The sequence below is a fragment of the Aerosakkonema sp. BLCC-F183 genome (assembly GCF_041929145.1).
Lineage (GTDB): Bacteria > Cyanobacteriota > Cyanobacteriia > Cyanobacteriales > Aerosakkonemataceae > Aerosakkonema.
Map to the genome: position 1 here is coordinate 150,983 of NZ_JBHFNU010000044.1, position 24,108 is coordinate 175,090.

Below are 24,108 nucleotides of genomic sequence, written 5' to 3' on the forward strand. Positions count from 1 at the left end.
GGAATAGCTGCTAAAATTATTAACTGATTTCGATTCGATCGAAGCCAAAATTTACACTTTCCTATTTTAGTCATACGAACGTTTTAATTTTGTGTGCTAATATACCAGAATCCAAGTTTATGATTAGCCCAGAAGAGTAGAAGGGAAAAAGCATACATAATCCTCTTCTAGGGGTAAGGAAGTAAAAATTAATGAATCTGCTTAAATTTATTTTAATGAAAGTTTATACCTTTTAAAAAAATCCATTGAAAGTTTATTTTAACCGCTCATAATATTTATATTTATAAACAGAGATTGACAGCAAATAGGAAATTGTGATTATGATTTGAAAATTCCGGGGCTCTCTTTTACACGCCGATAAGACAAAAGGTAAGCGCGTGTAAATTTTTATATTGGAGTAGGTAAAAGTTTTAAATCTTAAAAGAAAAATTACCATGAGGTTGGTAGGAGAAAAAATATGGAGCCAAAGCAAGTGGCCGAGCAAAATGTATTGAAAAGCACAGATTTTTTAAATACAACAATGTTAAGTAAGGAAGAAGATGCCATCCAAGCTTACGCTGTTGCGGTAGCGGAACGCAAATATAGCGATGAGTTAATTCGGCAAACACTAAAAGAATTATCAGACATCAAATTTGCCTTAGATCGAGCAGCGATCGTAGCGATAACAGACGCTAAGGGAAAAATTACCTATGTAAATGACACATTTTGTAAAATTTCCAAATATTCGCCAGAAGAACTGATCGGACAGGATCATCGGATTGTAAATTCCAGTTATCACCCCAAAGAAGTTTTCCGCCGAATGTGGTCTATTATTAGGGTGGGAAAAGTCTGGAAAGGTGAAATCAAGAATAAAGCGAAAGATGGAACTTATTATTGGGTAGATACTACTATTGTGCCGTTTTTAAATGAAGCAGGCAAACCAGTCCGGTATTTATCAATTCGATTTGATATCACCGAACGCAAGCAAGTAGAGGAAGCGCTCAAGCGATCGCAGGACGAGTTAAGAGAAAATGCCAAACACTTGGAACAAGCGATGAACCGACTAAAACAAACACAATCTCAACTCGTTCAAGCTGAAAAAATGTCTTCTCTCGGTCAACTGGTAGCTGGCGTAGCGCACGAAATTAACAATCCGATTAACTTTATTTATGGGAATTTGATTCACATCAACGAATATACCAAAAACCTATTACATCTATTGGAGCTATATCGACAATACTATCCCAATCCTATCTCGGAAATTCAAGCGGAAATAGAGTCGCAAGATTTAAATTTTGTGGCTGAAGATTTGCCGAAATTGCTGGATTCGATGAATTTGGGGACAAATCGCATCTGTCAGGTAGTTGCTAGCTTGCGAAATTTTTCTCGCCTAGACGAAGCGCAGAGGAAAGAGGTCAATTTGCACGAAGGAATTGATAGTACGCTGCTAATTTTGCAAAACCGACTGAAAGCACGAGGAAAACATCCGGGAGTTCAAATTGTGAAAAAATATGGCAAGTTGCCTTTGGTGGAATGTTATGCAGGGCAACTTAACCAGGTATTTATGAATATACTCAGTAATGCGATCGATGCCATCTCATCTCACTTCACGAACAATGCTTTAGAAACGCAGAATAGCAAATTGCGTATAAACAATGAGGAAGATAACCAATCCCTTTTAGTAAAACCTACCATTTGGATTCGCACTCAAATGGTAGGAAAAGAAAGGGTGAAAATAGCGATCGCAGATAACGGCAGCGGTATGACAGAAGAGGTACGCCAAAAAATATTCGATCCCTTTTTTACTACCAAACCCGTTGGTGTTGGAACTGGGCTTGGTTTGTCCATTAGCTATCAAATTGTAGTAGAAAAGCACCGGGGAAAATTAACTTGTATTTCCGCACCCACACAAGGAACCAAATTTATCATTGAAATACCAATTCAGCAGTCTAAATGACAGAAGTGCAACCGACAAACAATCAATTTTATCCTTCCAAAAATAGAATAAAAATTTGTATAGCCCGCCGCTACCCAAGCTTTCGCCTGAGAGGAAAACGGCGGGCTAGCTGCTAGCGCATCTCGTCAAAAAGGATTGTCCATCTGAGGTTCGCGATTGGCAAACTCAGATGGGGGACGTTCGGTACTCCACGCCCACCACACGGAACCGCACTGGCAGTGGTAGAACTCCTGCCACTTTTTGCGGTAATCTTCGGTATAGACTGGCGATCGCCTATTAATCCAGACTCGCTCAGCTTCCATACAGGTACAGTGGCAAGTGGGACAGCGGAACTCGTGGGCGTGAGTCGCTGCTTGTGTCCAGTCGGGCGGAATTGGGGCAAAAGCTTCCATGAGTCAAACTTCCTGGGGTCTTGAGCCCATTATCAACTTTATGAGCGCAGATATGATATCTGAGATGGGGAGTACCAACGGCAAAGGAATCTTAAACTTTACCTAATTCGGAACTTCTTACTTGATTTTGCATCACCACTCGTGCAGCAGCAGCTCACTTATACGATTATTATCTTGGGTGTATCCTGCCCTGCCTTCGATCGACCAATTTATCGGTAAACTTCCCTTCTCAGGCTCATCAGAATTTTGAATCTGTATCATTCCACCAAGGAATCTACCCATGTCCCATCCCTTTTACTTGAATATAGTTTCCTTTTTTGGCATATTTGGCTTGTGTGCGATCGCCTGGTTATTTTCCGAACACCGTCGCATCATTCCCTGGCGCGTGATTATATCCGGCATAGCTTTGCAATTACTTCTGGGAGCTTTTGTTTTTCTAGTTCCGATTACCAGAGACCTCTTGCAAGGTTTTAGTAACTTATTGGATAGTGTATTTATTGCGGCAGATGCCGGAGCTAGATTTGTCTTTGGCGCTAATATAGTACCCAGACCCGATGTACCGCCTCCCGTAAATCTCGGTTATATATTTGCCTTTCGCGCACTCCCCACCGTGATCTTCTTTTCCGGGCTGATGGCATTGCTCTACAACATCGGTGTTATTCAAATCATCACCGAAGTTTTTGCCAAAATATTTTATGCCACCATGCGCTTGAGCGGAGCAGAAGCATTGAGTGGAGCGGCTAATATTTTTGTGGGCATTGAAGCAGCTATTGTCGTTAAGCCTTATTTACCCAAAATGACTCGCAGCGAGCTTGCTGCCATTTTGTCTTGTTGTTTTGGTACAGCAGCTTCATCAACATTAGCTATTTATGTAAGTTTCCTTAAACCAGTTTTTCCTAACATTTTGGGGCATTTGGTATCGGCTTCAATTATGGCCATACCCGCTTGTTTTGTTTTGTCAAAAATTTTAGTTCCCGAAACAGAAGTTCCTCTGACGGCTGGCGGTATTCCTCAAGAAGAAAAAGCCGCCAAAGACAGTAGAAAATTCAGCGGGACGGAACTCGGCAATGAAGCAATGGACGAGGCTCTCGATGAAGATTTAGGTAATATCAAACAAGAGACAGTGGGAGGAGAACCCATAGAACGGGTCAGCCCTTTAGATGCCGCAATTGTAGGAGCGTTGGATGGGGTAAAAATGGCAGTGGCGATCGCTGCTGTATTGATTTTAATCTTGGGTTTTGTTTCTTTAATTAATCAATTTTTTGGTTTTCTGGCTGGCTTACCCGCTCCCGTTGGTAGCATTTTTAAAGTTGTTACCTTACAAAATATTCAAGGTGTCTTATTTTATCCCGTGACTCTGTTAACGGGAGTACCATTTGACGAATCTTGGACAGCGGCGGTGATTATTGGGCGCAGACTGCTGGAAACAGCGATTCCTCCATACCAATCTTTAGCAGAAGCAGCCGCAGCAGGACAGGTGAGCGATCGCACCGTTTTAATTGTCAGTTACGCCCTGTCTGGATTTGCCCATCTTGCCTCTGTAGGTATTTTCGTCGGCGGTACGATCGCTTTGATTCCCTCCCGCCGCAAAGATATTTCCGAATTGGGTTGGAAAGCTTTATTTGTCGGTACTTTAGCAACTATAATGATCGCTTGTGTGGCAGGTGTCTTCGATACCGGCAACCCCAGCATCTTGGGTGACAAGCAAGCTCCCGCTGCCACTCCCGCACCAACCTCAATCCAATCTCCACCTCCCAAGCCTGCACAAACTGCACCAACTGTCAACCCTGCAACAAACCGCGCTCCAACTCCCACACCACAGCGTTAGGACTTACGCAAAGAAACCGGGTTTGTCTGAAAAATCGTGGCTTTGTGGCTAAAATACTACGCACAAACCCGGTTTCTAAGATCGTGGCTGTAAAAATCTAAAATCTAAAATCTAAAATCTAAAATCTAAAATCTAAAATCAATATATGGAGCCTACAACTGAAATTCGCCGCCTTTTAGATTTAATGCCTGCTTCCGGTCGCATGATGACTAAAATTATCAGCAAACCAGAGCAACCGAAAGTCATTGAAACTCAATTTCCGCTACCCTGGTCTGGGGATAGACCGATTTGGATTAATTTCGATCTGTGGAGTCGCCTAACCAGGCCGCAGCGAGATATGATACTTTTGCGGACAGTCAGTTGGTTAACTGGCATCAAATGGTTTAAGCCGGATATTTACCAAGGTGTCGCTGTAGTTGGATTTTTGGGCGCAATGGCAGAACTCGTACAGAGGGATGCAGTGGGTGTGCTGGTTGCTGGTGGACTCACCGCGCTGGCTACCACCCAAATATGGCGCAACACTCGCAGTTCTCAGTCGCAACTCGATGCTGACGAAGCGGCACTCAAAATAGCGCAACGGCGAGGTTACAGCGAAGTAGAAGCAGCGCAAAATTTGTTATCTGCGATCGAAGCTGTCGCTAAAATTGAAGGCCGTTTCAACTTAAATTTTATCGAATTGCTGCGCTGCCAAAACCTGAGAGCGATCGCCGGTCTTTCCCCAATGGGTGTCCCCGAAACTATCAAACGCGAATAGGGGTAAGTCAATAGTCAATAGTCAAAAAGAAGAGGAGAAGTAGGAGAGAAAGAGAAAAGTCAAAATATTACAACGGGAACCACTGTAATGCTGTACATCAAATAAAGTGCTAGCCAGTTCCAGATTGGCAGACCCATTGCTTAACTCTTGAGTGTTCGGCGAGCCGTTTTTTATAGCTCAGCACAAAAAGGGCTTTTTGTCAATCTCTTTTACTGGACTGGCGCTTTAGGATTGTGCTACGTACTTGCCTGCGGGAGAGCCAATTTTGGCCCAACCTACTTCGCCAAAAAAAATTGCGTGAAGTCGTTGGTAATATGGGATTATAGAATAAGTCAAGTTTAGATAAGTTGACTGAAAAAAACGAGGAAATCCTTGGTAGTAGCGCAATGATACTTAAACAAATAGCTTTTTCGGAATTGGGACGTAAATGTTACATAAATAACATTTTTATTTCTCTTACTAATGTAGCAAGGAAAGAATAATAGTAAACCTAACTATTCAGAGATAATTAAATATTATGAAATAACTTTGCGCCTACAAATTTACAATATGCAAAATCATTCCCATCACTAAAAGTATGACAATGCAAATAAAATCGCTAGAAGAACCTTTGTCAAAAGCAGCAATTTTGCTCGGAACAGCATCATTATTTGCTGCTTTAATTCCTATATCTTTAGCCCCAAGCCTAGTCAAATTATGCGAACGGGAAATAGGTGCAAATGCCGTAGCATTTCATCGGAATTGGATCGCCACAATCATCTTTGCTTTGCTGACTGCAATCGAATTTTTCCGCCGCTCAGATTCCGATCGTCAAACCTTAGAAAAGAAGCCTTTTACCAGATGGGAATGGGGGCTATTGCTGGTAATGGGAACTTCGGGGGCTACCTACTTCATTCTGTGGGTTTGGTCGGTGACTAAAACTAGCATTGCCAACGTGACTTTACTTTCTAATTTAAACCCCTTATTTGTTGGCTTGGCTGGGTATTTTTTATTAGGTCGGCGTTTTGATAATAGATTCGCTATTGGTATGATTATGGCGATGCTGGGAGCGATCGCCTTTGAAGTCAATAAGGTACAATTTGGCAGTAACCAAATACTTGGTGATGGGCTAGCATTTCTCACTGCTATTTTTATCGCGACCTATCTGATGCTGGTAGAAAGACTGCGAAACAGATTTACTACGGCAAACATAATGCTGTGCCGTTGCGGAATCACCACAATGTTTCTCCTGCCTATTCTGCCAATCACCGAAGATAGATTGTTTCCCTATTCCGGAATGGGATGGTTTTTCATCATTTTCCAAGCTTTGTTTTGCCAAGTCTTGGGTCAAGGACTTCTGGCTTATAGCCTCAGCAAATTATCATCAGGAGTCGTCGCTGTCACGCTTCTCCTAGAACCAGTCCTTGCCTCAATATTTGCTTGGTTCATTTTTTCCGAACAGGTAAGTTTGTTTGGGTGGATGACATTTGCTGTAGTTTTATTTGGTATATATTTAGCTCAGTCCAGTCAATCTGGTGTTAAAGAAACGAAGGAAGAATCTTGATGCTTCCCTCGTGCATAATACATATTTCGTTATTTTTGTCAATTTATTCTACTATTGGACTGGCGTTCTAGGAATTTATTTGTAGGTTGGGTTTCGTTTCTCAACCCAACCTAAACTACTACAACTACAAGACTTAGACATCTGTCAAAGGCGGTTTTTAAACATGAATGTTACAGTATATCAAAATAGGTCTTCGTCGCGTTCTAGGTATGGAAGAAATAAATGGAGAATCTTTACTCCCACCTGAAAAAACATACATTCGTAAAAATAGTTTTAAAGACGATCGCCAATCGCGAAATGGACATAGGAGAACTATTTTATGGCCATAATAAAACATGATTTTACCAATAAAATTTTTTCTATTATTGAACGTTCTCTAGTTTCTGTATGATTTTTCAATTGCAGCGATACAATTGATAATCGTAGCCATCCACAAATGGCAAAGTTTGCGAACTAGCAAAACAATTTTGCGTTTTCACATCTTGAGGCGCGTGGAAATTCACCAGCCACAAATCTAAAGGTCGGGGAAGTTTACTCAGCGTTTTTTGCAATATTTTTGTGGGTAAAGTTGAATTATCTTTATCTTGATGAGCTAAAATAAATAATGGTTTTTTAGATATTGCGGAATCAGACAAATGTTTAAATTCCCAACCTAAACCCATCATTTCTCCAGTTTGTACGTGGGTTTTGTGAGTAGTGGCGATCGTTACTGGATATTGAGAAAATTCTTGAATGACAGGCACTAATAAATCTGGACGATAATATTTTTGATAACCCATATTGAAAGTCACTGTCAGCGCACTTAGGAATCCCATCAACAAAATAATGGCAATCTGAAAAGTCGCCAATTCAAAATAACTTTTGAAATTGATTATTTTGACTTTTAACTTTTGACTTTTGACTTCTTCAGCTAGGCTTGCGCCTACTAGAAGAATGACAGCGGGAAAGTAGACAAAGTTATATCTCGCACCGCGAGTGAGGTCAATTCCAAAAACGTAGGTAACGATTAAAAATAAGACTATGCTGGTGATAACAAAACTTCCAAATAGCAAAACATATTTGCGATCTCTCGCTTTTATCAAAGTTTTTTTGATACCTCGAATGAGTATAGGTACTGCCCAAATAAAAAATATTATCATCACCAAACCGGAAGCTATTACTATCGGTAGTGATGTCACTTCTACGGGTAGCAGAGATAGCATTGTAATCCAGGCGGCAAGTAATTGAAATATAGGATTTATCCACTCCCATCCAACGCGATCGCTATTTTTTATCCATTCTGTGAGTTCGCTGTTATAGTTGTGTTGCCAAACAGGTAACCAAATCAATCCTCCCAATAATGTTGCAATGGCGACAGCAATTAGGGATTTGAGATTTGGGATTGCGGATTTATTTTCGTAATTAGTGTTTGGGATATTTTTGAGCGAAATACTGCTTTGGTGTTTTCGATGTTCGCTTCGCCAATAAATCAGCAAAAATGCTAGTAATACTAATGCTTCTGCCAATAAAGTAAAAGCGAAAAAATAATGGCTGGCCATTCCTAAACTGTTAATAGCAATCCAACTTATCGAAAACCAAAAAGATAGAGGTTTCTGCGCTTCGATGTGGCGGACAGCAATTAGTAGACAGACAAGAGAAGCGATCGCAAACAGAATGGCTAAAGTGTAATGACGGGCTTCTTGTGCTAAAAAAATACCGTAGGGAGACACCGCCATCATTGCGGCGGCTAAATGACCGACCAAACGCGATCGCGCTGCAATGTATCCCCATGCGTACATAGCTGGAATAGAGGCTGCACCCAGTATAGCTGGAAGCGATCGCGCTACCCACAGAGAAATCAATCCGTCATTGTGCGGAAATAATTTCATCCACAAGTGCGCCAGTACAAAATAAAGTGGAGGATGGTTACTTTCCGATAATAAGTGTTGAACTACTTCCCCCGTACCCGCACCTGTAGGTACAAGCGGCGACATGAGAAGATCGAGTGCGATCGCTCGATCTAGCGGGACATTGCGAAAACTATTCCCCAGACTGAACACCATTGTGGAAAACTCATCCGTCCAGGGCGATTTTAATTCCAAATTGGTGAAGCGCAACCACGTACCGATCGCAAACCATATGATCAGAATTAAACTGGAGTTACGCATAAAGTGGGAGGGGAGTGAGGGAGAGATATTATGTCGGCCCAATTTTAATTTTTAATTTCCGTGACGCGCCAGCTGAGCTTGAGATTAATCCAGAAATTCCAGAAAGTCACAGCTGCGATCGCAATTAAATTAGCCCACTGATAGTGAATATGCAAAAAGTTATACAACACATTCAACAGCAGCACATTTAAAATCAATCCCATCAAACAAACAATATTAAATTTGAGAAACCGCTTCAAACGCTTGCGCCAACCTCGCTGTTTACTCGCCATATCGCCAAAAGTCCAAGCATCGTTCCACAAAAAGTTATTGATAATCGCGATTTCAGCAGAGATAATTTTACTGCGAGTTAAACCCAAACCGAGCGCACTGGGGTCGTGAAGTAAATAAAGCACCAGCATATCTACAAATACCCCGCTCAAACCTACCACAGCAAACCGCAAGAACCGACCGATCGGCCAGAGGTGGAAGCGCAACCGCAGTAGATGACCCAGGTACTCCACGTATTGTTTCCAAGTTACCTTGCTCTCGCCTTCCTGACGTTCTTGAAACACATACCCCACTTCGGTAATTTGGCCGATTTTGCCGCGACCGAGTACCTCAATCAAAATTTTGTATCCCAGCGGATTGAACGATCGCCCTGCGATCGCACTACGGCGTACCATAAAATAACCGCTCATCGGATCGGAAACTCGACCGATCACCTCCGGGAGCAAAATTAACCCCAACATCTGCGCCCCACGCGATAAAAATCGTCTCGCAAAACTCCACTCGCTGACACCGCCGCCTTCCACATGGCGACTGGCAACTACCAAGTCCGCACCTTCCTCAATTGCTGCCAAAAGTTTTAACAGCACCTCCGGCGGGTGCTGAAGGTCGCCATCAATGACTGCCAATATCTGACCCCTTGCCACTTGCCAACCGCGAATCACGGCGGTGGAAAGTCCCCGTTCTTCCTGACGGCGCATCACCCGCAGTTGGGGATAATCTGGGATGAGAGATTGTGCAACTTCCCAAGTGCGATCGGGACTATCATCATCTACTACGATTAGCTCGTAGTCACCTGGAATAAAATTATCTAGCAACCCACTCAAGGTCTGAATAACTTCCTTGATATTTTTACTCTCGTTATAAGTGGGAATCACCAGGGAAAAGCTCAAGTAATGTCCGTTTCCATTGGCTGCGGCAAACTTAGATTCAGTAATCTGTAAAGAACCGGATGGTACTGGTAAAAGAGAGTTAGTTGGGCTGGAATTCATGAAAAACGATTATAAAGGTTGAGGGTGAACCCATCAATGTTCATAGTTCCCGTTAGCTGCTGCGTTTCGATCGACTTAAACTGCTTTTGCAAAATTTGTTGAATGCGCTGTTTTGCCGCGATCTTTTCAGCTTCTGTTTTGAGACGAGACCATACGGGATTAGCACTATCTAACCAGATGAGGCGACGATATTGGGAAGCTTCTGCGGATGTCAGTACTTTTTCTAGAGAATCTGCCAACCGATCGGGGTTTTCGGATAAAAGCATTACGGGTGAGGATGGGGGAATATAGTAAGCTAACCGCAGGACGTGTCCCCAAGCTTTAGAGTTAATGGCAATTAAGGTGGGGGTTGTTGCTTCTCTGGCGATAACGTTGGCGATCGAATGGAAAACCCAGCGCTGTCTGAGACTGAAATCGCCAATACTAATCGTAAGATACAACAGCAACAGCCCAGCTGCTGCCGCTTTACGCCAGTCGTTTTTCCGATCTTGGCTTGTTTGCAGGTCAACTGCGGGCGGTTTCCGTTCCAGACATAATGCCAGTAACAGCAGACATCCCGGCAGAATAAAGCTCATTGCCCTACCCCAACCAAAGCCTACCGTAAATTTGTTGGTAAGGATATCTACCGTTAAAGCGATCGATAAAGGTAAGATTCCCAGTGCCAGCGCGATCGTCAATTCGCGATGAGCGTGTCTCCAAAGGCTAATTGTACAAGCTGCCAGCACCGCAATGGCAATGCACCCGGCGATGATTGCGATCGCATCCGGTAAACTCGTTACCCAATCTCCCAAGATTAAGTGAGCGCCCAGCGTCTGAGTAATATCCTGTAAGTGTTTGAGTGCGGCATTCGTCGAACTGCTCACCTGACCGACTACGTAAGCGGCATTACGGATCTGCTGCCTAGTGCCCCAAAGCACCCACGGAAGGGTCAGCGCCACACCTGCACCCAGACGCAATCCATGCTGCCACCATTGTCGGCGATCGAATAGCAGCACAAAAATACCCAGTGTCATCAACCAAAACGCAAACAGGTATTGGGTTAGCATCCCAGCTGCTACAGAAACGCTCAGCACTATACTCCACAAAATTCGTTTTTTTGCGGTTTTTGGTTGATTTTCTGGTGAAAGTTGCGAATCTATGCGCGAATTTGGCGTTATCAGTTCCAACATTGCCCAACCGCTTAAGATTGTCCACAAAATCAGCGGTGCGTACATCCTGGCATTTACTGAATGAGATAAATAAAAAGGATTTGTCGCCAACAATGCTGCCAGAAGCAGTCCGCCGCGATGTCCCAGTAAGGTTTTTCCCAGTCCGTAAACGCAGGCGATCGCTGCTACGCTGAACAATGCCATCACACTCCGCATAGCGGCTTCGCTATTGCCAAACAGACGCAACCAAATATGAAGGCTCAGATACGAAAGCGGTGGATGAGGATCGCTCAGTATTCCTTTTAACAGGTTTCTTACCGTTTGCAGGATATCGCCCAGTCCTGTTTCTGAGGGAAGACTCAGCAATGGTGTATAGTCGCTCAAAGCTACAGGTACAGAGGGGGGTGTTTGGTAGTGAATCTTTTGACCTGTAGAGATGACCAGCGATAGAACTTCGTCGTACCAAAATTCCCGGCTACCCAGGTTTAGCAAGCGTAACATAATGCCGATCGCTATGGCTGCGATCGATAGTATTTCTAGGGAAAGCGGTATTCCGGATATCGGAATTGAGAAGTTGGTTTCGATCGGGTTGCTGCCTGCCTCTTTTCCGTTTTTTGGCATAAAATTTCTCACAATACCGTAATTTTCATTAAACTCGGCTTAGTTAACATATTTAAATAATCTTCACTTACTTTTGGCATTTTTAGCAAGATATACAAAATCAAGCTATCCTGACGAGGTTATCTTTACTCGGCTGTTAAACAACTGTTATTTTAACGGTAAAGTTGTGAAGATTATCCAAAAAAAAAGATAACTTGTGAAAAATAGGATAAATTTGTGATATCCAGAAATTTACTATTGCTCTACCCAGCGCCAAATTTCTGTATCTTTTTCAACTAACCTAGAATTATTTCAAAATATAGCTAAGTGGGTTTTTGACAATGGTTTATTCAAACCCTATAGAAATCTCTGTAGTAGTTCCCCTTTACAATGAGGAACCCAATATCGACTACCTGTTTGAACGGCTGCACAAGGTACTCGATGGGATGAACACCAGCTATGAGATCGTTTGCGTCAATGATGGTAGTAAAGACAACACACTGAAGTGTCTGATCGAGCATCATCTTCTTGACCCAGCAATCAAAGTAGTCAATTTATCCCGTAACTTCGGCAAGGAAGTCGCCCTCACCGCCGGGATCGACTACAGCACCGGATCTGCTGTAGTACCGATCGACGCCGATCTGCAAGATCCGCCAGAATTAATCGAGGAACTGGTTGCTAAGTGGCGGGAAGGCTATGATGTAGTTTATGCAACAAGGCGATCGCGTCAGGGAGAAAGTTGGCTGAAACGCTTGACCGCGAAAGCATTCTACTGGTCGATCGGTCGCATGAGTCGCGTTCCCATTCCCTCCAATACCGGCGACTTTCGCTTACTCGATCGGCGTGTCGTAGAAGCCATCAAGCAAATGCCAGAAAGAACGCGGTTTATGAAAGGTTTATTTGCTTGGGTTGGTTTTAAGCAAACATCAGTTATGTTCGATCGCCCCCAACGTTACAAAGGAACGACAAAATGGAACTATTGGCGACTTTGGAACTTTGCGATCGACGGAATTACCTCCTTTAGCTTAGTTCCCTTGAAAGTATGGGGCTACATAGGCTTTTGTATATCCCTAATTTCATTTATTTACGCCAGCTTTCTGATTATTCGCACTTTAATCTTTGGTATCGATTGGCCCGGTTATGCTTCCTTAATGGTAGCCGTATTATTTTTAGGAGGTATCCAACTCCTGACTCTGGGTATTATGGGTGAATATCTGGGTCGGATCTACGAGGAAGTCAAAGGTCGTCCCCTTTATTTTGTGCGCGAATGTTACGGCTTCGATCAAAGCAGTGTGCTGCCAGTAGTGACCGATCGGCGCGAAACAATGAATCAATTTTAGAATTGGGATTGGGGATGGCCTAATTAAAATTAGGGAATTGTATATAAAAATCTAAAATTGTTTGTTCATTCGGTCAGGAGTATCAAAACAGCCTTGAAATTTAAAAGCGGTATTTTTGCGATCGTTCTTGTCTGCCTAGTTGCCACTGGATTAGCAGTCTACCTACTGGGCGGCATCAACCAAAATCAGCTACAAGATTGGCTCAAGCAAGCTGGCATTTGGGCCCCGATTATTTATATCGGATTATATACAGTAGCAACAGTATTGGTGTTACCTTCAACTGCACTCAATCTTACAGGTGGTGCAATTTTTGGCCCTTGGCTCGGTACGCTTTGGACGAGTATTGCAGCCATAATTGCTGCCGTAGTAGCCTTTGCTTTTACCCGCACCGCCGGACGAGAATTAGTCGCCCAAAAGCTGGCAGGACGCTGGCAAGCAATGGATGCTGAAATGCAGCAAGGGGGATTGTTTTATATGTTTGCCATTCGGTTGCTACCGATTATTCCTTACGGTTTAGTCAATTTTGCAGCTGGATTGACATCGATTAGTTTTCGGGATTACCTTTTGGGTACAATTCTCGGCACAGTACCCGGAATTTTACCTTTTGTATTATTGGGTAGTTCTGGTTTGCAAGCGCTCAGAACTGGCGATGTTTTTCCTTTGATGGGAGCGTTGTGTTTAACTGGGATGCTGGTAGGCGGCGCGACTTGGTATCGACGCCGCCGTACCTTCCCACAAAAAGCTTTGCAGGATATTGAGCAGCAGCGCTTGGATTCGGCAGATATTGATGATGATAATAATTTATCTGAAAAGTAGGGTTTGGAGATTTTTTTTTACCGCAGATGATAACAGATGAACGCAGATGAACGCAGATGTATTGATTTGTTTAGTTGGTCAAAGAAAAGTTTTTTGGATAGGCTCTAATAAGCTATGCGAAAAATCGATAAATATCTAAATTTATCTGCGTTTATCTGCGTCCATCTGCGGTAAAATTTTTCTAAAATTCAATTTTGTGTAAATCTGTTTAGATTCGCAATTTCTATGTCTATTATTGATGGTTTGCGTCTTTATATTAGTCGTCAAGCTTCCGGATTGGGAAGGTATATCCTCGAACAGATACTATATTTTTTGGTAGGTGGGATACCGACAATACTGGGTATAGCAGTACGCGCTGTACTTTACCGTTTGATTTTGCGTATGGATGGTTTTGCGGCGATCGAAGATGGAGTACGCTTGCGTTTTGCTGACAACATCAAACTCGGTCACGGTGCTTACTTAGATAAGGGTGTTTATTTACACGCTTGTCCGAATGGCATCGAAATTGGTCGCGATACCATCGTCATGCACGGAGCGGTTCTCCACGTTTACAATTTTCGCGATTTGCCTAATGCTGGTATCAAAATTGGCAAAAATAGCCTGGTGGGTGAATATACGACGATCCGGGGACAAGGAGGGGTGGAGATTGGCGATCGCGTCTATACTTCCCCTTTCACTCAAATTCTCGCCGTCAATCATGTTTTTGACGATCCGACTCGCTCTTTTGTCGAACAAGGTATCACCGCTGAGGGGATCGCGATCGAAGACGACGTTTGGTTAGGTGCTGGGGCGATAATTACTGATGGCGTTCGCGTAGGTAAGGGTGCGGTTGTCGCTGCTGGTGCTGTTGTGACTAAAGATGTACCACCGCATACGGTGGTGGCGGGTGTTCCAGCTCGTGTAATTAAGACGATCGACAAAAATAACCCCGATCGACGCGATCGGGTGATTTACTAGGAACGTCCCTTTGCCTTTGAACGTGCGTGCGATCGCCACTTTCTCTAAGTAAATATGCTTAAAAAACCCGTTGCTGAGATTGTCTTTTCACACAATTTTTAAAATTATGTCAATCTACCCGAAAAATACCTAAATGCAAAAATGATTGCCAGCTAAGGGTTTGATTGTTTCTTAATAAAAATATACAAAACCTTATTGATAATATTCTCAATTATCAAATCCTAGAATACCGATGATTTCGTTGGCTTCTTCGAGCTGCAAACCAGCTATTTCGGCAGAGTTATAGCCTCCAAACTTAAGCTATGTAACGCTTTTAGCTCTCTTTCATTATTCCCGAATCGGAAATGACGCATTTAATATAAAGAATCTGTAAAGTAGCAGCTTGATGTATGGTAGTTTTTGCACGACTTGTTTATGATATTACACAACAAATCAAGCACGTAAGTATGTACTAATCCTACATAACCGAGATTTTGCATACTTATTCTGTGGCGAAGCTTTTCAATAAAAAAATGGTCAGGGCTAAAAGGCTGGATAAGCAGCCATAAAAGCCTGTAGCTGGCTATGCCGATAGGTTTTAAATACTTAATTTTCGTAAGCAGAGGAGAATGTAAGGGTGAAAACTTTTAAAGAAATTAATCATAATTTAACATTTTTGGAGAAGACAACAACACTTTCAGTCGTTATACCTGCTTATAACGAAGAAGAAGGTATTGCGGATATCGTCCATCGCGTCTTACGGGTGGAAAACGATCTGGCCAAAGTTGGCATTAGTCGGCTGGAATTGCTTGTGGTTGATGATGGTTCCCACGACAGAACAGCCCAAATCGTCAGCAGCATAGAAGGAGTGCGGCTGATCCGTCACGTTACCAATAAGGGATACGGTGCAGCGCTCAAAACAGGGTTTCTCCATGCGCGAGGTGAACTGATCGGATTTCTGGATGCGGATGGTACTTATCCACCGGAATATTTTCCCCAATTATGTCAGGTAGCCTTAAATGGGGCAGACTTGGTAATTGGTTCACGTATGGCGGGTGCTAAAAGTAAAATGCCGATAACTCGGAGGATTGGAAATTTGTTTTTTGCCAATCTCCTCAGTTTGATCGGTCATCAAAAAATTACCGATAGCGCCAGCGGGATGCGGGTCTTTAGACGGGAGGTGCTAGAGCGAATTTACCCTCTACCGGATGGGTTGAATTTAACACCGGTGATGAGCGTCCGGGCAATTCACGAAGGCATCAAAATGGTAGAGGCACCAATTCCTTATAACGAACGTTTGGGTCGTTCCAAGTTAAGCGTTGTCCGCGATGGCACTATTTTCTTGCGATCGATTATATGGACAGCTTTAACCTACAATCCCGTTCGCATACTGGGTGCGATCGGCTTAGCTGGAATGGCAATGGCAGCAGCGATTTTGTTGGGACTGGTCACCCACAGACTGAGCGGAATTACGACGTTGAATTCATGGGGAGTTACCGCTGTTTTTGTGGCGCTGGTTGCTGGCGTAACCGCTCTAGATATATTCGCTTTGGGCATTACTTTTAATTATCTGGTATCGCTGTTTTACAAACGACCGATACGTCAAGGTTTGTTGGGGCGTCCATTGTTCAATCCGCCGTTAGAACATCATTTCGGCTGGATGGGATTGTTTACTTTGTTGGCTGGGTTAATCGTAGGAGGAATTAGTCTGGCTTTGGGTGTGAATGGTTGGGCGATCGCTCGACTGTGGCTTTATCTTTTAGGTAGTGCCATGCTCATTTTGACGGGAATGCAGCTAATAATTTATTGGGTTATCTTGCGGGTGTTAGAAGAATTGAGTCAGCGAGAAATGCTGACCAAAAAAGATATGGATTTGAGTCAAACATCAGAAGTTAGCTTAACAGTTTAAAGATAAAAATGGCAAAAGAAACATTCGACCCCATCAGAGAAAATCGGGGAAGCCGAGCTGCGCTCAAAGTGCCAAGGGCAAATTTCCCGAATGCAGATGAAATTGTGCGGCAAGGATTGCTAGAAGATTCTAAATCGGTAGAAACGGTTGACATTATGTTGGTCAATCCACCGTCGCCTGATGGCGGAATCTGGATTCGCAGTCAGCACCGAGTCGGTAGGCGCACGCGGGAGAATATGATTTGGCCGCAAGTATCGCTGGCGCAAATGGCAGCTTTGTTGCACCCTACTTATAAAGTTAAAGTGGTGGATGCGATCGCCGAGCGAATGAGTTGGTCTGAGTTTAGCGCATTGCTCGATCGCCACAAACCCCGCTACTATCTCACCCAGGTAACAGCGCCGACACTGGAAAACGATATGTACGGCGTGTTTCTCGCCAAAGCTCGCGGTGCGTACACAATTGCTTTCGGTACTCACGTCACGCCTATCCCTCGCGAGACGATGCGCCCTTATCCCAGTTTGGATTTTATTTTATTGGGGGAACCCGATTTAACAATTCGCGATTTGCTGGATTGTTTGGAAGGAAAATTTGACAAACGTCCGGCAAATATCCAAAAGCTTTTCGCCGACCACGACCCAAGTTACAAACCGAGTTTAAATGAAGATGGTACGGCTAATTTGAGCGGCGTGAAAGGTTTGGTATGGCGGCGCGGTGACGAGATTGTCATGAATGGAACTCGACCGTTTATTCACAATCTCAGCGATATGCCTTTGCCAATGCACGAACTGTTGCCTTTGCAAAAATATCGAATGCCGTTGCTCAAGGGGCCATTTACGTTTATTGTTACCAGCAGAGGTTGTCCGGCGGCTTGCACCTACTGTATCAAGCACGTCAGCTATCAGTTTAGCGCCAGAGTGCGATCGCCAGAAAACATCATGCAAGAGTTGTGGAAGCTCAAAAATTTGGGCATCAACAACATTCATATGTATGCCGACTTGTTCACAGTCAATCGCGACCAAGTTGTCGGTCTTTGCCAGCTCATGATCGAGCAAAAAATCAACATTAAATGGACTTGCAACAGCCGCGTTGATTATGTGGACGAAGAAATGCTCGCGCTCATGGGGAAAGCTGGCTGCTGGTTAATTTCTTGGGGAATCGAAAGCGGCAACGAACAAATTTTGAAACACGCCCGCAAGGGAGTTTATCCAGAAAAAGCAGCGAATTCTTTGCGGGCGGCGAAGAAAGCGGGTATCAAAAATTGGGGTTATTTCATCATCGGTTTGCCCGGTGAAACAGAAACTACAATCCGAGAAACAATAGAATTTGCCAAGAAACTGCCCCTGGATATCGCTCTCTTCCACGTTGCAGCTCCTTATCCCGGCACACCATTCTTCTTTGAAGTAGTCAAAAATGGTTGGTTCCGTGCGGGAACTCGCTGGGAACAAGTCGATATGGACAAAGGCACAGTTTTAGATTATCCAGATTTGCCAGCCGAACGTTTATTATATTGGCAAAAACGTGCCTTCCGCGAATGGGCGTTTCGTCCCGGCCCGATTATGACTTATTTGAAGATGCTGATGTCGGACACATCAACGCTTAGCTCAGCTATTAACGTAGGGTTGCAGCATCTTAACTGGTCATCCAGTGAGTCAGAGTCGAAAGAGCGTTTTGCGATCGCCAGAGCATCAAAAGCTTAAATAGTCAACTAATCGCTACACAGATTTGTGTAGCCGCCTTTCATCCGCAGCCTGGACTTGCGATACCATTTGACCATAAACTTGTAAGGTTTGGATTGAATAAATTCTGTCATATCCGGAATTTATTCAATCTAAAAGATAAAACCTCTACTCACAGATGGTATGAATTGGCAAGAAGTTTGTTTGTTACTGGCAACAGTTTTATTTGGCGCAACAGGACAATTTTTTCTGAAAACAGGAGCATTAAAGTTAGGCAAAGTCAACAGCACCAATTTTGTCAGACACATTTTGCAGATTATTACTGTTCCAGAATTGATCTGCGGCTTGATTTGCTACGGATTGGGGACACTCGGTTACATCTTTCTTTTGACTCGCATTGAACTTAGCATTGTTGGCCCTTCTGTAGCCTTGAGTTACGTTTTTTCCGTTTTACTCGGTCGCTTCCTCTTTAGGGAACCTGTGCCGCTGAGTCGTTTAATTGGGTTAGGTTTAATTGTCAGCGGCGTTATTTTAGTCATCTGGAAAAAATGAATTTTAAGTAAGAAAGCAAAATAACTAAACATGAAAATTAAATTAGTAAAAAAATGGGGTACCTATCAAAAAAAAATAGGAATTTTACTAGCCTTGTTGTTGGTAATGGGGATATTTTTTCGGTTTATTAATATCGATCGTAAAGTTTATTGGGACGATGAAGCTACAAATTCATTAAGAACTTCTGGATATACTGAAAAAGAGTTATTCGACCAAGTTTATGATGGCCGCGTAATTGGCATCGAAGACTTGCAGAAGTATCAATATCCCAGTTCGGAAAAAACTGTCATAGATACAATAAAATCTTTAGCAGTAGAAGAATCCCAAAGTCCACCGCTCTATTACGTAATGGCGCGATTTTGGATGCAATGGGTTGACCATTCACCGACTGCAATGAGAAGCTTATCTGCGCTGATTAGCTTGTTAGCTTTTCCTTCTATCTATTGGTTATGCTTAGAATTATTTGAGTTGTCCCTAGTAGGATGGATAGCGATCGCACTATTAACTGTTTCACCATTCCATGTAATTTACGCACAGGAAGCACGGCTGTATAGTTTGTGGACGGTGACAATATTGCTATCCAGCGCTGCTTTGCTGCGAGCAATCCGCCTCAAAACAAAGCTCAGTTGGGGTACTTATGCAGCAGCTTTGGCAGTGGGACTGTATACTTTTCCCTTTACTGCATTAGTCGCGATCGGTCATGGAGTTTACGTATTTGCGACCGAAAGATTTCGATTGAGTAAGACGATTATCGCTTATCTGCTGACATCTTTGGTAGCAGTTATAGTTTACTCGCCTTGGATTTTTTTAATTATTACTAATTCCCACAAAATTGGAAAATGGAGAGAGCAAAAACTCAGTCTGTCGGTCACGATCGAAAAGTGGGCTTTGAATTTTATTCATGTTTTCCTTGATTTTAATTTTGAACGTCCAGAGTGGACTATTATCGTTTTAATACCGATAATATACGCAATTTATTTTCTCGTTCGTCATGCTCCCCTACGGGTATGGCTGTTTATCGTGACATTGATTGGCGTGACAGAACTAGCCCTAATTTTGCCTGATTTACTTAAAGGAGGGATTAGATCGACTATCGATCGCTACCTGATTCCCTGCTATTTGGGTATTGAACTAGCTGTTGCTTTTCTAATTGCTAGTAAAATTACAGTTTTGACTGTGAAAAAATGGCAATATAGGCTGTGGCAAGTTTTCGCACTCGCACTCATTTCTTGTGGAGTTATCTCCTGTGCAATCCATTCTCAAGCAGTAACTTGGTGGAACAAAGGCCCTGCTGTTGTCTATGTGCGATTGGCTAACATCATTAATCAAGCCGATCGCCCACTTTTGATTAGCGATGGCGATCGGCAAATTGAAGGTAGAGAACTGGCTTTGAGTTATTTGCTGGAGCCAAAAGTAAAGCTAATATTATTGTCAAAAGAAAATCTTAATAATCTTCAGATTCCCAATGGATTTAGCGATGTGTTCGTGTTCGATCCTTCCGGAAAATTACTAGAGCAGATAAAAAAAATACCAAATCGGCAGTTGGAGTCAGCCGATCGCGGCACTACAAAAGTTTGGCTATGGCGAGTTTAAAAATCCAAAAAAAAAATCACGAGGCGATAATTATGACAAAACTCATTATCCAAATACCCTGTTACAACGAAGAATCAACACTAGCAATTACACTTTCCGAACTGCCGCGTAAGCTGCCTTACATAGACTGCATAGAATGGCTGATAATTAATGATGGCAGTACTGACAGAACTGTTGAAGTCGCCCGACAAAATGGCGTCGATCGTATAGTAAATTTGGATCGTAATCAGGGTCTGGCTAAAGCTTTCATGGCAGGTATAGAAGCAAGTCTCAAGGCTGGGGCGGATATCATTGTCAATACCGATGCAGATAATCAGTATTGTGCGGCTGATATACCAAAATTGATAGAACCAATCTTGCTGGGTGAAGCGCAAATAGTGATCGGGGAAAGACCTATTAAACATATTAAACACTTCTCCCCTACCAAAAAAGTTCTCCAAAAAATCGGTAGTTGGATTGTACGAATAGCCAGCAATACTAACATTCCAGATGCACCAAGCGGTTTTCGCGCCATCAGCCGCGATGCCGCCATGCACTTGAATGTATTTAATGAATACACCTACACTTTAGAAATGATTATTCAGGCTGGCCAAAATGGCATGGCGATTACCTCTGTACCTATACGAACTAATGGATACTTGCGACCTTCGCGTTTGCTGAAAAGCATTCCATCTTACATCAAGCGCTCAATATTGACAATTTTGCGAATTTTCATGACCTATCAACCTCTCCGGTTTTTTACTATCCTGGGGAGTCTTCCTTTTAGCTTAGGTTTTTTGTTGGGAATGCGCTGGATTTGGCTGTTCTTTAGCGGCACTGAAAAGGCTCATGTACCTAGCCTAATTTTGGCGGCTATCCTAATTTTGATTGGCTTTCAATTGTGGATGTTTGGCTTGGTGGCAAGTTTAATGGCGGTGAATCGCAAAATACTTGAGGATATACAGCTAAGGTTGCGTCGCGCTGAGTTTGATTCTGAAAATAAAAGAACAGCAGATTTGTTCCGATGAAATATCTGTTAATATTTGAGACTATCTGGCTTTTTTAGCGCTCTGGAATCATGAGTAGAGATTTATTTGCTGGCTTGGCGATCGCCCAAATTCCCAAAATATTAACATTGCTCGATCGCAATCCCCACAGCCCAACTTACGGTTGTTTCGATCGTAACTTTTGGCACTACAAAATCATTGATTTTCCTAGCGGAATGGCCCAAGAATTTGTTTGGCCGCTGGCTTTAGCTTACGATACCAACGTGCCCAACAACCCATTTTACCGCCAGTCAGCTATCCGAGAATGGGTAGAAGCTGGTATTCTCTACGCCGCCAAAAGCGCACACAAAGATGGTTCTTGCGATGATTATTTTCCCTACGAAAGAGCGGGCGGAGCAGCCGCTTTTTCGCTGCTCGCCTGCGTGGAAAGTTACACTTTACTCAGATTAAACAACCCAGATATTCTAACTTTCTTTGAAAAACGAAGTGATTGGCTGGCTCATCACCATGAAAGCGGACGCCTAAGCAATCACCAAGCCTTAATTGTATTGTGTTTAGAATTGGTTTCCAGGCTCTTGTCTACTACCAAATGGAATGCTGCTAAAGAGCAACGCTTGGAAACAGTATTATCTTGGCAAAACCCGGAAGGTTGGTTTCAGGAATATGAAGGTTGCGATCCCGGTTATCACACACTCACAATTTCCTGTCTGGCGAGAATTTATGAGTTAACACCAACAACCAGACTAAAAGATGCGATCGGCAAAGCTGTCGGATTAGCTGCACATTTCATTCATCCCGATGGTTCTTTTGGTGGTGAATATACCAGCCGCAACACTTACAATTTTTTCCCTCACGGTTTTGAGTTAGTCGGCAAATGGATGCCCAAAGCTTTGCATATTAATGACCTTTTTCTCGTGGGAATTGCTAATGGCAAAAGCCCATGTTATTCTGATGACCACATCATCGGTCATCACACATGGAATTACTTACTAGCTTGGCGAGATTTTGTTGTCGATCGGCCCCTACTACCCCCACGACCTACCGGTCGCCTTTGGTTGCCAGAAGCACAAATTTTGATTGACCGTCGCCAAGACACGGAACTTTATTTGGCACTCAACAAAGGCGGAGTATTCAAACTCTTTCGCGGTCATCAGCTTATAGCTTCCGACACCCAATTTTCCCTGCAAGTACGAGAAGGTAAAACCATCAAAAATGCTGTCGCTCATCTCATCGGTTATTATCGAGTTCATCTAGCAGAAGACGAAATTTCTATTCAAGGTCAACTCGGTTGGGCTAAACAGAAGCAGATGACCACAATAAATTTATTGTTTCTGCGAGTGGTTATGCTTAGCTTTGGGCGTTTCTTTCCCAACTTGATTCGCAGATTTCTGCAAAAAATGTTGATTACAGGTAAGAAAAAAGCACCTTTTCATTTCCATCGCCAACTGCGCTGGGAAAACGATCGATGGTGCGTCATAGACCAACTGCAAGCGGAATCTTGGGAAAATGTCGTTAGTGCAGGTATTGGATGCGACCAAACCTCAATTTATGTAGTTATGAGCCGTACTTTTCAAATAGGTCAATTACAACCCTGGCTTGACCTCACAGAAAAAATAAAGCAAATGGCTCCCGGTAAAAAATTAAAATTGGAGCGAAATTTTTAAGATGAAACGATTGATTTCTCTGGGTGTCAGCCTGCTAATATTAGCAGTAATATACTGGAAAATAGATTTTAACGGGTTGATAAAAGTATTCCAAAATTGCGATCGCTCCTGGATGGCGATAAGCTTAGGCATGGTAATACCGCTGACAATGCTTACTGCTTGGCGGCTGCAACAACTAATGCCACACGGCGCAAAGCTGAGGTTTGGGGAAGCTAATCGTCTGATTCTCACCGCTAGCGTATTAAATATGGTGCTACCCTCAAAAATGGGCGACATCGCTAAAGCTTATTTTATGAAAGAACGGGGGCATCTAAGCGGATCTTTATCTTTATCTTTGGTTGTGTTTGAAAAAGCTTGCGATATGCTTTCGCTCTTGATGTGGTGCGGATTCGGATTAATGCTTTATCCCCAAAAAGATTGGCTATTTTGGGTGATGACAGTTAGCGTATTACTGGGATTAATCGTTGGATTGCTCCTGCTTAGCTCGCCAAAATTTGCCAATATATTTTTTGTCATTATCAAATTTATTACACCTAAAAAAATTAAGCAAAAAGTATTAAAATTGCAAAATTCCTGGCGGGAAATGTACAAGTATTTTTGGAGTAACAAAGCACAAGTGATTAAAATTACTGCGACTTCGGTATTTATCTGGTTTATGCACCTGTTGCAAATTTGGTTTTTTATCCTCGCGCTGAAAGCTTGGACTCCTTTTTTAGCAAATCTTGCCCTATCTCCCCTAGCAATTTTGGCAGGACTGCTTCCGCTAACATTTGCAGGTGTAGGCACCCGTGACGCCGCGCTTATTCTGTTTTACAAACCATTTTTTAATGCCCCTACTGCGGCTGCATTGGGGGTACTTTGCACTTCGCGTTACTTATTACCAGCCCTCGGCGGCTTGCCCTTCCTCGGACAATATATAGGAACTGTTCGCAACTTCCAGAAATGAAAGATTAAAACAATGTTTTCCGTTTGCCAAAGCAGCTAAGATTCCCCAATCATAATTCATTTCTAAAAACTTTTAGAGAGGTG

At 43.0% G+C, this 24,108-nt stretch carries 18 protein-coding genes; 14 read left to right on the forward strand and 4 right to left on the reverse strand.

The genetic code is table 11. The annotated features are described in order from the left end of the window. Positions 1 to 457: 457 nt before the first annotated feature. Positions 458 to 1,936: an ATP-binding protein gene (locus tag ACE1CD_RS12075; protein WP_374824277.1), complete on the forward strand. Its 1,479-nt coding sequence runs from the start codon at positions 458 to 460 to the stop codon at positions 1,934 to 1,936. A gap of 125 nt (positions 1,937 to 2,061) precedes the next feature. Here the strand turns inward: ACE1CD_RS12075 and ACE1CD_RS12080 are convergent, their stop codons facing one another. Further along, positions 2,062 to 2,328: a hypothetical protein gene (locus tag ACE1CD_RS12080; RefSeq protein ID WP_190465508.1), complete on the reverse strand. Its 267-nt coding sequence runs from the start codon at positions 2,326 to 2,328 to the stop codon at positions 2,062 to 2,064. 280 nt (positions 2,329 to 2,608) lie between these two features. On the opposite strand from ACE1CD_RS12080, the gene ACE1CD_RS12085 reads away from it, so the two are divergent. The 3 genes from ACE1CD_RS12085 (at position 2,609) to ACE1CD_RS12095 (ending at position 6,453) form a co-directional block, all read left to right on the forward strand. Further along, positions 2,609 to 4,156: a nucleoside transporter C-terminal domain-containing protein gene (locus ACE1CD_RS12085; RefSeq protein WP_374824280.1), complete on the forward strand. Its 1,548-nt coding sequence runs from the start codon at positions 2,609 to 2,611 to the stop codon at positions 4,154 to 4,156. A gap of 145 nt (positions 4,157 to 4,301) precedes the next feature. Continuing rightward, complete coding sequence (locus tag ACE1CD_RS12090; protein ID WP_374824283.1) at positions 4,302 to 4,910, forward strand: DUF3318 domain-containing protein; 609 nt, start codon at positions 4,302 to 4,304, stop codon at positions 4,908 to 4,910. Between the two features lie 577 nt (positions 4,911 to 5,487). Next, positions 5,488 to 6,453 (forward strand): DMT family transporter, encoded by a 966-nt coding sequence (locus ACE1CD_RS12095; RefSeq protein WP_374796229.1) that lies wholly within the window; start codon positions 5,488 to 5,490, stop codon positions 6,451 to 6,453. A gap of 395 nt (positions 6,454 to 6,848) precedes the next feature. Here ACE1CD_RS12095 and ACE1CD_RS12100 read toward each other — a convergent pair whose 3' ends face one another. Genes ACE1CD_RS12100 through ACE1CD_RS12110 form a run of 3 tightly spaced genes read right to left on the reverse strand, consistent with a single transcriptional unit; the run spans position 6,849 to position 11,628 of the window. After that, on the reverse strand, positions 6,849 to 8,600 hold the full coding sequence (locus ACE1CD_RS12100) for a glycosyltransferase (protein WP_374824286.1): 1,752 nt from the start codon (positions 8,598 to 8,600) through the stop codon (positions 6,849 to 6,851). A 44-nt stretch (positions 8,601 to 8,644) separates the two neighbouring features. Then, entirely contained in the window at positions 8,645 to 9,859 is a 1,215-nt protein-coding gene (locus ACE1CD_RS12105; protein ID WP_374824289.1) for a glycosyltransferase, read from the reverse strand. Then, on the reverse strand, positions 9,856 to 11,628 hold the full coding sequence (locus ACE1CD_RS12110) for a glycosyltransferase family 39 protein (RefSeq protein ID WP_374824292.1): 1,773 nt from the start codon (positions 11,626 to 11,628) through the stop codon (positions 9,856 to 9,858). Before ACE1CD_RS12110 ends, ACE1CD_RS12105 begins: the two co-directional genes overlap by 4 nt. Before the next feature lie 320 nt (positions 11,629 to 11,948). Here ACE1CD_RS12110 and ACE1CD_RS12115 point away from each other — a divergent pair, with 320 nt between their 5' ends. The 10 genes from ACE1CD_RS12115 (at position 11,949) to ACE1CD_RS12160 (ending at position 24,025) form a co-directional block, all read left to right on the forward strand. Continuing rightward, on the forward strand, positions 11,949 to 12,947 hold the full coding sequence (locus ACE1CD_RS12115) for a glycosyltransferase family 2 protein (RefSeq protein ID WP_374824295.1): 999 nt from the start codon (positions 11,949 to 11,951) through the stop codon (positions 12,945 to 12,947). A 93-nt stretch (positions 12,948 to 13,040) separates the two neighbouring features. Next, entirely contained in the window at positions 13,041 to 13,763 is a 723-nt protein-coding gene (locus tag ACE1CD_RS12120; protein ID WP_374796222.1) for a TVP38/TMEM64 family protein, read from the forward strand. Between the two features lie 225 nt (positions 13,764 to 13,988). Next, positions 13,989 to 14,720, forward strand: a complete 732-nt coding sequence (locus ACE1CD_RS12125) for an acyltransferase (RefSeq protein ID WP_374796221.1) — start codon at positions 13,989 to 13,991, stop codon at positions 14,718 to 14,720. 616 nt (positions 14,721 to 15,336) lie between these two features. Further along, the gene (locus ACE1CD_RS12130; RefSeq protein ID WP_374824298.1) at positions 15,337 to 16,608 is read left to right on the forward strand and encodes a glycosyltransferase family 2 protein; all 1,272 of its coding nucleotides are present in this window, start codon (positions 15,337 to 15,339) and stop codon (positions 16,606 to 16,608) included. Between the two features lie 8 nt (positions 16,609 to 16,616). Then, on the forward strand, positions 16,617 to 18,305 hold the full coding sequence (locus ACE1CD_RS12135; RefSeq protein WP_374824301.1) for a B12-binding domain-containing radical SAM protein: 1,689 nt from the start codon (positions 16,617 to 16,619) through the stop codon (positions 18,303 to 18,305). Positions 18,306 to 18,467: 162 nt separating this feature from the next. After that, entirely contained in the window at positions 18,468 to 18,836 is a 369-nt protein-coding gene (locus ACE1CD_RS12140) for an EamA family transporter (protein WP_374796218.1), read from the forward strand. A gap of 30 nt (positions 18,837 to 18,866) precedes the next feature. Continuing rightward, positions 18,867 to 20,429, forward strand: coding sequence for a glycosyltransferase family 39 protein (locus ACE1CD_RS12145; protein WP_374796217.1), 1,563 nt, complete (start codon positions 18,867 to 18,869; stop codon positions 20,427 to 20,429). Positions 20,430 to 20,461: 32 nt separating this feature from the next. Then, positions 20,462 to 21,436 carry a glycosyltransferase family 2 protein gene (locus tag ACE1CD_RS12150; RefSeq protein WP_374796216.1) on the forward strand — a complete coding sequence of 325 codons (975 nt, stop codon included), beginning with the start codon at positions 20,462 to 20,464 and terminating at the stop codon, positions 21,434 to 21,436. Positions 21,437 to 21,486: 50 nt separating this feature from the next. Next, a complete protein-coding gene (locus ACE1CD_RS12155; protein ID WP_374796215.1) occupies positions 21,487 to 23,079 on the forward strand; it encodes a hypothetical protein in 1,593 nt (530 codons plus the stop codon). A gap of 1 nt (position 23,080) precedes the next feature. Beyond that, complete coding sequence (locus ACE1CD_RS12160; protein ID WP_374796214.1) at positions 23,081 to 24,025, forward strand: lysylphosphatidylglycerol synthase transmembrane domain-containing protein; 945 nt, start codon at positions 23,081 to 23,083, stop codon at positions 24,023 to 24,025. Positions 24,026 to 24,108: the final 83 nt, after the last annotated feature.

What these genes read in the sequence shown, in the direction of transcription:
- ACE1CD_RS12075 (WP_374824277.1), top strand. Translation starts at nt 458, where the DNA reads ATGGAGCCAAAGCAAGTGGCCGAGCAAAATGTATTGAAAAGCACAGAT.
- ACE1CD_RS12080 (WP_190465508.1), bottom strand. Translation starts at nt 2,328, where the DNA reads ATGGAAGCTTTTGCCCCAATTCCGCCCGACTGGACACAAGCAGCGACT.
- ACE1CD_RS12085 (WP_374824280.1), top strand. Translation starts at nt 2,609, where the DNA reads ATGTCCCATCCCTTTTACTTGAATATAGTTTCCTTTTTTGGCATATTT.
- ACE1CD_RS12090 (WP_374824283.1), top strand. Translation starts at nt 4,302, where the DNA reads ATGGAGCCTACAACTGAAATTCGCCGCCTTTTAGATTTAATGCCTGCT.
- ACE1CD_RS12095 (WP_374796229.1), top strand. Translation starts at nt 5,488, where the DNA reads ATGACAATGCAAATAAAATCGCTAGAAGAACCTTTGTCAAAAGCAGCA.
- ACE1CD_RS12100 (WP_374824286.1), bottom strand. Translation starts at nt 8,600, where the DNA reads ATGCGTAACTCCAGTTTAATTCTGATCATATGGTTTGCGATCGGTACG.
- ACE1CD_RS12105 (WP_374824289.1), bottom strand. Translation starts at nt 9,859, where the DNA reads ATGAATTCCAGCCCAACTAACTCTCTTTTACCAGTACCATCCGGTTCT.
- ACE1CD_RS12110 (WP_374824292.1), bottom strand. Translation starts at nt 11,628, where the DNA reads ATGCCAAAAAACGGAAAAGAGGCAGGCAGCAACCCGATCGAAACCAAC.
- ACE1CD_RS12115 (WP_374824295.1), top strand. Translation starts at nt 11,949, where the DNA reads ATGGTTTATTCAAACCCTATAGAAATCTCTGTAGTAGTTCCCCTTTAC.
- ACE1CD_RS12125 (WP_374796221.1), top strand. Translation starts at nt 13,989, where the DNA reads ATGTCTATTATTGATGGTTTGCGTCTTTATATTAGTCGTCAAGCTTCC.
- ACE1CD_RS12135 (WP_374824301.1), top strand. Translation starts at nt 16,617, where the DNA reads ATGGCAAAAGAAACATTCGACCCCATCAGAGAAAATCGGGGAAGCCGA.
- ACE1CD_RS12140 (WP_374796218.1), top strand. Translation starts at nt 18,468, where the DNA reads ATGAATTGGCAAGAAGTTTGTTTGTTACTGGCAACAGTTTTATTTGGC.
- ACE1CD_RS12145 (WP_374796217.1), top strand. Translation starts at nt 18,867, where the DNA reads ATGAAAATTAAATTAGTAAAAAAATGGGGTACCTATCAAAAAAAAATA.
- ACE1CD_RS12150 (WP_374796216.1), top strand. Translation starts at nt 20,462, where the DNA reads ATGACAAAACTCATTATCCAAATACCCTGTTACAACGAAGAATCAACA.
- ACE1CD_RS12155 (WP_374796215.1), top strand. Translation starts at nt 21,487, where the DNA reads ATGAGTAGAGATTTATTTGCTGGCTTGGCGATCGCCCAAATTCCCAAA.
- ACE1CD_RS12160 (WP_374796214.1), top strand. Translation starts at nt 23,081, where the DNA reads ATGAAACGATTGATTTCTCTGGGTGTCAGCCTGCTAATATTAGCAGTA.